This is a genomic window from Planifilum fulgidum (assembly GCF_900113175.1).
Lineage (GTDB): Bacteria > Bacillota > Bacilli > Thermoactinomycetales > DSM-44946 > Planifilum > Planifilum fulgidum.
In genome coordinates, this window is record NZ_FOOK01000016.1 from 61,727 (window position 1) to 69,445 (window position 7,719).

Consider the following 7,719-nt stretch of genomic DNA (forward strand, 5'->3'; position numbering starts at 1 on the left):
GGAGGGATGCGAGGATGAAAAAAGTTTGGTTTTCCCTGTTGACGGCCTTGCTGGTCGTCGGATTGATCGCGGGCTGTTCCAGCCAGTCCGGCCTGGAACAGCAGGAAGAGAAGCAGGATGACGGCGTGACGATCGGTTTTTCCATCTCGACGCTCAACAACCCCTTCTTCGTCACCCTGAAGGAGGGAGCGGAGAAGGCGGCCAAGGAGGCCGGCGCGGAGCTGATCGTCGTCGATGCCCAGGATGACAGCGCCAAACAGTTGAGTGACGTGGAAGACCTGATCCAGAAAAAGGTGGACATTCTCCTGATCAACCCCACGGACAGCCATGCGGTTTCCAGCGCCGTGGAGTCCGCCAACCAGGCGGGAATTCCGGTGATCACCGTGGACCGTGAAGCCGAAGGCGGGGAAACGGTGGCCCACATCGCCTCCGACAACGTTTCGGGGGGCAAAATGGCCGGTGAATATATCCTGGAGCAGCTGGGCGGCAAGGGCAACATCGTGGAGCTGGAGGGAATTCCCGGAACCTCCGCCGCCCGGGACCGGGGAAAGGGATTCCATGAAGCCGTGGACGGCAAGCCGGGTGTGAAAGTGGTGGCTTCCCAGCCGGCGGACTTCAACCGGGCAAAGGGCCTGAACGTGATGGAGAACATCCTGCAGAGCCACAAGGACATCCAGGCGGTCTTCGCTCATAATGACGAAATGGCGCTGGGCGCGCTGGAGGCGATAAAAGCCGCCAAGAAGGAGATCCTGGTCGTCGGCTTTGACGCCATCGAGGACGCGGTGAAGGCCGTCGAAAAGGGGGACATGGCCGCCACCATCGCCCAGAAGCCGGAGGAGATGGGCCGGATCGCCGCGGAAGTGGCCGTCAAGGCCGCCAAGGGAGAGAAAGTGGAGAAGTTTTATCCGGTGGAGCTGGAGCTGATCACGAAGAAGTGATATGCCTTGGGCGGTAAAGGGGCGCTGACATAGGGGATGTTGCGCTCCGCCCCACTGCTGATAGAATCGAAACAAACGATGTTTGCTTCAAATATATCTCTGATCCGCATAGGTGATCCGCATAAGTGGGAGAGGTCTTGTCAGTCGACGAGCAGTTTGATGCGGACCGTGAAAATTGAGGGCCGGTGTGCCCTCTTTCTTTTTCCATCATGTGGAGAACCATCCCTTCGATTGCTTGGGATTCATGTATTTCAGATAATAACCCCCCAATAGTAACAACACGACCGAAATCCCCCATTTGATTAGAGCATATTTGGGAGCAAAATAGGAAAATGGATGAACACGGCAAGAATGATGAGAATTTTACCCAGGTAGCGTTTCATGGGATTCTTCCTCCACAGGTTTTCTGACAAATCATCCATCGGAGACAGAATGAGACGAAAGCCCGTCTATTAGGGTTCTTCACGTATGCACGGCGGCGAGACCCATCGCGGACTCCTGAACGATGCAATTCATGTTTTCTTTGCTTTTTCCCGACGCCATTCTTGCAAAATTTTCTCCAGTTGAACAAGGTGCCGTTTTTGATGTTGCACCAAAAAGTAAATCCATTGGTACAGGTCGATTTTCCCCAGGTTTTGCACCGACATGCGCACGCGATACAACGTTCCCTGGCCTGCCGAGAGCTCATCCAATATGTCGAGGCATTGTTTCTGCTGATTGTGGAGGGTGGCGCGAACTTCTTCAACCGGTACGTTTCCCGTCGGCTCCATGTGTTCGGGACGGTCCCAGGGAAAGGCATCCGGTTGTGCAATGGTGGCCAGACGATCGAGGTCGGTATCCCTGTGGGGAACTTTTCCCTGTTCGTACCGCTTTAGCGCTTTGTCCCTTCCTTTGCGGATAATGATCATCAAAAAGTGGTTGGTGAGCGTGATGTGCTCCAAAACTTCACGGATCGACCAGCCGCCGTCCCTTGGCTTGTAAGTTTGAGGTTCGACGGGCAGATCAAACCATCGATCCAGTCGTTCCAAGGTATCCACAAGGTCCCTGCGAATTTTTTCGATCGCATCGGATACTTTCATGTTGTTTCACCGTTTTTCCATGGATAAGTTGATTTTAACTCAGAATTCGTTGAAACCGGTGCCAGGAGAAGGAGTTGTACCAAAGAGGCCGTAACGACCTCAACGAAACAAGGCGGCATACTCCTTTCCGGCACCTCGGCGGTGGCTGAGGGGTCGGATTCTCGACAGATTTGAAAGGAAAAATGCGCAATAACGAAGAAAATGTCTAATGCGTCCTTTACAAATCGGGTAACTGAATTTCTGTAGCGCCTGTCGCGTAAATCGATTTATCCTTGAATTACCGGGAAAGAAGGGATCAAAAATTCGACAAGCACTGCCTGCATCCATCGCGGAACAGTTGACGTTGCCCGTCATCGCGGCGCCGATGTTTCTCGTCTCAAGCCCCGAACTGGTCGTGGAGTGCTGCAAAGCGGGAATCATCGGTTCCTTTCCTTCACTGAACGCCCGCACCGTTGACGTGTTGGACGACTGGATGACGCGCATCGCGGAAGAGCTGAAAAAGGCCCGGGAGGATCAGCCGGACCGGCGGATCGCCCCCTGGGCGGTGAACCTGATCGTCCACCGGACCAATCCGCGGTATGAATCCGATCTGGAACTGATCCGAAAACACCGCCCGCCGATCGTGATCACCTCCCTCGGCAACCCCGCGCCGGTGGTCGATATCGTCCACGGTTACGGCGGCCTCGTCTTTTCGGATGTCAGCACCCTGGTCCACGCCAGGAAGGCGGCAGGTTCCGGCGTTGACGGCCTGATCCTGGTCTGTTCCGGGGCGGGGGGACATGCCGGCACGATCAATCCCTTCGCCTTTGTGGGGGAGGTCCGCCGCTTCTGGGACGGTCTTCTCATCCTGGCCGGCTGCATCTCCGGCGGCCGGGACATTTTCGCCGCCCGGGCGATGGGGGCTGATCTGGCTTACATGGGGACCCGGTTCATCCCCGCCTCCGAAAGTTTTGCGAGTGACGAATACAAAGAGATGCTGATCCAGTCCGACCTGGACGATTTGATTTACACGGATGCCTTCAGCGGTGTTCACGCCAACTTCCTCAAGCCCAGCATCCGGAGGGCCGGCCTGGATCCCGACCGCCTTCAGAAGAAGGAAACCGTCGATTTTTCCCACCTGGACCAGACCAATGCAAAGGCCTGGAAGGATATCTGGTCTGCCGGGCAGGGAGTGGGAAGAATCGAGCGGGTGCAGACCGCTTCCGAAATCGTGGCGGATCTCAAGCGGGAATACGACGAGGCCCTTCAGGCGTTCAGGCAAACCCTCACTTGACGCCCGAGAAGGGCGTTTTTTTTAGAGACGGATCGATTGCGGGGAAAAACCATGTTTGAGGAATTGATACACAAAACGCTGGACGGTCTCAAAAAGCGGCTGGTGGACCGGAAACTGATGATTCAAGGCGAAATGGGCCGGGTGGAAGAAGTGGGTTTTTCCTTTAACGAGCCTGCAACGGAAGAGGAGATTCAGGACTTCAGCCGTCGCGCGGGCTTTCGTCTTCCCGATGATTACTGGGCATTTCTCCGGCACTGCGACGGGGCCACCCTTTTCCAGCCGTGGTACGGAGGTCAGATGGAACTGTGCCGTTTGTCGGAGGTTGAGAGCAAGCTGGGCATCGTCGATTTTTCCTGAAACTGGTATCCCATCGGCCATCAAGACGGCCATTTTTTGATGATTGACGCCGAAAAAGCGAAGAAGGGTGAGAGGGATTATCTCATGTGGTGGGGTTCCAGCTTCGTGGAGGATGCCCGATATCTCGATTTGCTCTGGCTGGATCGATTCATCGTCGCCCAAGGAGCCCGGTTCCGGGATTGGCCCCGGATGGACGTGGAAGGAGTCGATGATGCAAACATCCTCTCTGCGTCAGAAAAAGTCGCCCCTCCGAAAAACCGGAGCAATCGGCGGGGAGGGGTTCCTTCATGTGGAGGCCTCTCCTGGGATGAAAAAAGGAGGGCCCGGTATGGCCAGACCCTCCGGAATTGAAGCCCGCCTGCCCGGAAACGGCCTGTCATTTTTTCTTTCCTTTTCCGAACAGGCCGACGGCCGCCCCCTCACGGGTCGAATCCGCGGCGCCGATGTAGAGGCCGGACCGGTGATCGATCCAGATGCTTTGCACGTTTCCGATATTCACAGGCGCGCTTTCCCACCGGTGGCCGAGTTCCTGGAGCCGGCTGCGGGCCTCCTCGGGCACCCCTTCTTCCCAGCGGATGTCGGGATAGCGGTTGCTGTAGATGCGGGGCTCCTCAATGGCCGCTTTGAGCGGCATGCCGTACTCCAGCTTGTGGAGAATCACCTGGAAGACGGAGGCGATAATGGTCGCGCCGCCGGGGGAGCCGACGGTCAGGACCGGTTTTCCGTCCCGGAACACGATGGTGGGGGTCATGGAGCTCATCGGCCGCTTGAAGGGCCGGACTTCGTTGGGACCGCCGGGAACGGCGTCGAAATCGGTCAGCTCGTTGTTCAGCAGGATGCCGTATTCCGGCACCATGATCCCGCTTCCGAAGAGCTGCTCGATCGTGGTGGTGTAGGAAACCAGGTTGCCCCACCGGTCGGCCACGGTGAAGTGGGTCGTCTGGCCGATCGGCCGGTCATCGGGTTGAACGGAGGCCGGTTTTTTCCCTCTTTTCCCTTCGTATTTCCAGGGATCCCCGGGTTTCACCTCCGGGTTGGCCCGATCCATCGACACCAGGGCGGACCGTTCCCGGATGTATTCCGGATGGAGCAGTCCCTTCATCGGGACGTCGACAAACTCCGGATCCCCGATGTACGCTCCCCGGTCGGCATAGGCCAGGTGCATCGCTTCGGCAAGCAGGTGATATTTTTCCGGGGAGCGGACGTCGTATCGTCCCGCTTCCAGTTCCTCCAGCATCTTCAGGATCTGGATCGCGGTGAGGCCGCCGGAGCTGGGGGGAGGCATGGACACGATCTCATAATCCCTGAAGGTTCCCCGGACGGGCCGATCCAGGGTGACGCGGTAACGCTTCAGATCGTCCAGCGTCATGCTGCCGCCGTGCTCCCGGACGGTCCGGGCGATCGCTTCCCCCACTTTTCCCCGGTAGAAGACGTCGGTTCCATGCTTTTGGATCAGGCGCAGGGTTTTGGCCAGATCCTTCTGAACCAGCAGATCCCCTTCCTTCAGGGGTTTTCCGCCGGGGAGGAAGACATCCCTGGCGGCGGTCCGGGCCAGCTTTTCCTTATTCTCCTCGATGGCATCGGCCAAAACCCAGTTGACCTTCACTCCCCTTTCCGCCAAACGGATGGCGGGGTCGATCAGTTTGGATAAGGGGCGGGTTCCCCACTTCTCAAGTGCCGTCTCCAATCCCTTCAAGGTGCCGGGGACGCCCACCGCATTCCCGTGGGTGTGCCGCTCCGGGAAGGGGATCGGGTTTCCGTCCTCGTCCAGGAACATGTCGGGCTTGGCGCCCATCGGGGCCCGTTCCCGGCTGTTGACGATGGAAACCTTCCGGGTTTTGGCGTCGTAAACCATCATGAAGCCGCCCCCGCCGATCCCGGACATCATCGGCTCCACCACGTTTAAAGCAAACTGAATCGCCACCGCCGCATCCACGGCGTTCCCCCCCTGGCGCAGCACGTCCGCCCCCACCTGGGTCGCCAGGGGGTGGGCGGTGACCACCATTCCCTCCTTGCCCACCGCCACCTGCCGGAGAGGGGCGGAGGAGCGCTTCGCTTCCACCAAGGCAGGTGGAATCGCCAGGGAAAGGGTCAGCAACAGGGAACACAGGATCCCCAGAATCGGTTTCCAGCGAAGTCGCATCGCATTCCTCCCGTCTCGCGATTTTTTCCAAGCCTGCACCCGCTGAAGGGCATTTTATAACTTTCGATTTTTCGGACAAAACTCCTTCCGAGACGAAAGAGTAGGGAGTGCTTCTCCCTTGACAGGAACCGGGGAAACCCATACCATACAGTGAAACCGGAGAAAAAGGCGATGAAAGGACAGCTTCCCGATCGAAATCGGGTGAACATCACGGCGCATTCAGGAAGGGGGATGAGGGATGGACAAACGGGTGAAACCGGAGGGCTTCCGGGAAGAAACCCTGGTGATCCACGCCGATGAAGAGGTGGCCGAGGACGGGTCGGTGGCGCCGGCGATTTATTATTCCGCCACCTTCCGCGCCCGGGATGCCGCCGAATTCCGGGAGATGGCGAGCACGTCCCGCCACCCCAGGTATTACACCCGTTACGGCAATCCGGTGCACGAACGGGTTGCCAAGGTGGTCGCGGGGCTGGAAGGCACGGAGACGGCGATCATGACCGGTTCCGGCATGGGGGCGATCGCCACGACGATTCTCGCCCTGGTCCAGGCCGGGGATCATGTGATCGCGCAGACGCGCCATTACATGAGCACCGCCAAGATCATGGACGAGATGCTTCCCAAATTCGGGGTGGACGTCACCCTGGTGGAGCAGACGGACGTCGGCGCCTTTGAGCGGGCGATCCGCCCCAACACCCGGCTGATCATGCTGGAGTCGCCGGCCAATCCGACGATGGTGGTGACGGACATCGCCGCCGTGACGGAACTGGCCAAGCCCCGGGGGATCATCGTGGTGGCCGACAACACCTTTGCGACGCCCATCAACCAGCGCCCCCACGAGCTGGGGGTGGATGTGGTGGTACACAGCGCCACCAAATACCTGGGGGGCCATCACGACCTGACGGCGGGCGTCATATGCACCAGCGAAGCGTTGGCCGATCGCATCTGGCAGACCCACATCTCCCTGGGTTCGGTTCTTTCGCCGATGGACGCCTGGCTGTTGCTCCGGGGGCTGCGCACGCTGCCGGTCCGGATGGAACGGATCAACGCGAACGCCCTCGCCCTGGCCCGCTTTTTGGAGGAGCAGCCACAGATCGAGCGGGTGCACTACCCCGGATTGCCCAGCCATCCGCAGCATGAACTGGCGAAACGCCAGATGCGCGGTTTCGGGGGCATGATTGCCCTGGAAATCAAGGGCGGGTATGAGGAGACGGCCCGCTTCGTCTCCGCCCTGAACCTTCCGCTGAACGCCGTCAGCCTGGGCGGCGTGGAATCCCTGGTGGTCCATACGGCGGCGATGTGGGGCGGGGTGATGACCGAGGAGCAGATGAAGACAGCCGGGATTCAGCCCAATTTCGTGCGCTTCTCGGTGGGGCTCGAGCACGTGGAGGATCTGAAGGCGGATTTGTGGCAGGCCCTGCAAAAGGTTTGAAGGGGAAGGGCTCCGTAGGCGAAGGAACGGCTGCAAGAAGAGCCCCCCTCAGCAGGCGGCGCCAGCTGCGGACGGCTTCCCAATAGGCGTCTCAATCTTGCGCGCCGAACGAGAAGCTCGCCCGGTTTGCGGAAAGCGAGGCGGCGGGTTTGCTGAGGAAAAGGAAAAGGCCCATGCGGGCCTTTGAGATTGATGACAAACCCCCTGGCTCTTTTCGCAAGAAAAGCGCCAGGGGTTGCATGTTTATGGGAAATAAACAGATAAAGGAGATTAGATTTGGTAAATTAGGCGGATCACAAAGCCTTTTCCTCTCTTCGAGAGGAGCAAGGCCATTTTTTTGATGTTTTGAGCCACGGCAATAAGGAGGCATTGCTCTCTGACTTTGGCAAGCCCCCTGTAGCGTGCATAACGAAGCCCATGAAGTTCTTTGGCGTCAGCGAAGCTGCGCTCAATGGTCTGACTCCGTCGTTTATACAGTTGTTTGCCCCTTTCACTTAAAC

8 protein-coding genes are annotated in these 7,719 nt (G+C 58.5%); 5 read left to right on the forward strand and 3 right to left on the reverse strand.

Annotated features, from left to right (window positions below):
- Positions 1-14: 14 nt before the first annotated feature.
- Positions 15-938 carry a ribose ABC transporter substrate-binding protein RbsB gene (gene rbsB, locus BM063_RS10245; protein WP_092038612.1) on the forward strand — a complete coding sequence of 308 codons (924 nt, stop codon included), beginning with the start codon at positions 15-17 and terminating at the stop codon, positions 936-938.
- Positions 939-1,450: 512 nt separating this feature from the next.
- On the opposite strand, the gene BM063_RS10250 is transcribed toward rbsB, so the two are convergent.
- A complete protein-coding gene (locus BM063_RS10250; RefSeq protein ID WP_092038614.1) occupies positions 1,451-2,017 on the reverse strand; it encodes a DinB family protein in 567 nt (188 codons plus the stop codon).
- A 343-nt stretch (positions 2,018-2,360) separates the two neighbouring features.
- Here BM063_RS10250 and BM063_RS10255 point away from each other — a divergent pair, with 343 nt between their 5' ends.
- The 3 genes from BM063_RS10255 to BM063_RS10265 are packed head-to-tail and all read left to right on the forward strand — an operon-like array spanning position 2,361 to position 3,998.
- Positions 2,361-3,290 carry an NAD(P)H-dependent flavin oxidoreductase gene (locus tag BM063_RS10255; protein WP_281246694.1) on the forward strand — a complete coding sequence of 310 codons (930 nt, stop codon included), beginning with the start codon at positions 2,361-2,363 and terminating at the stop codon, positions 3,288-3,290.
- Between the two features lie 51 nt (positions 3,291-3,341).
- Positions 3,342-3,647, forward strand: a complete 306-nt coding sequence (locus BM063_RS10260) for an SMI1/KNR4 family protein (protein WP_143085312.1) — start codon at positions 3,342-3,344, stop codon at positions 3,645-3,647.
- Positions 3,648-3,686: 39 nt separating this feature from the next.
- Entirely contained in the window at positions 3,687-3,998 is a 312-nt protein-coding gene (locus tag BM063_RS10265; protein ID WP_092038620.1) for a hypothetical protein, read from the forward strand.
- Between the two features lie 25 nt (positions 3,999-4,023).
- Here the strand turns inward: BM063_RS10265 and ggt are convergent, their stop codons facing one another.
- The gene (gene ggt, locus BM063_RS10270) at positions 4,024-5,790 is read right to left on the reverse strand and encodes a gamma-glutamyltransferase (RefSeq protein WP_092038622.1); all 1,767 of its coding nucleotides are present in this window, start codon (positions 5,788-5,790) and stop codon (positions 4,024-4,026) included.
- 238 nt (positions 5,791-6,028) lie between these two features.
- Here ggt and BM063_RS10275 point away from each other — a divergent pair, with 238 nt between their 5' ends.
- Positions 6,029-7,219, forward strand: a complete 1,191-nt coding sequence (locus tag BM063_RS10275; RefSeq protein ID WP_092038624.1) for a trans-sulfuration enzyme family protein — start codon at positions 6,029-6,031, stop codon at positions 7,217-7,219.
- Between the two features lie 270 nt (positions 7,220-7,489).
- On the opposite strand, the gene BM063_RS10280 is transcribed toward BM063_RS10275, so the two are convergent.
- On the reverse strand, positions 7,490-7,719 hold a 230-nt coding region (locus BM063_RS10280; protein ID WP_177199091.1), incomplete at its 5' end, for a transposase.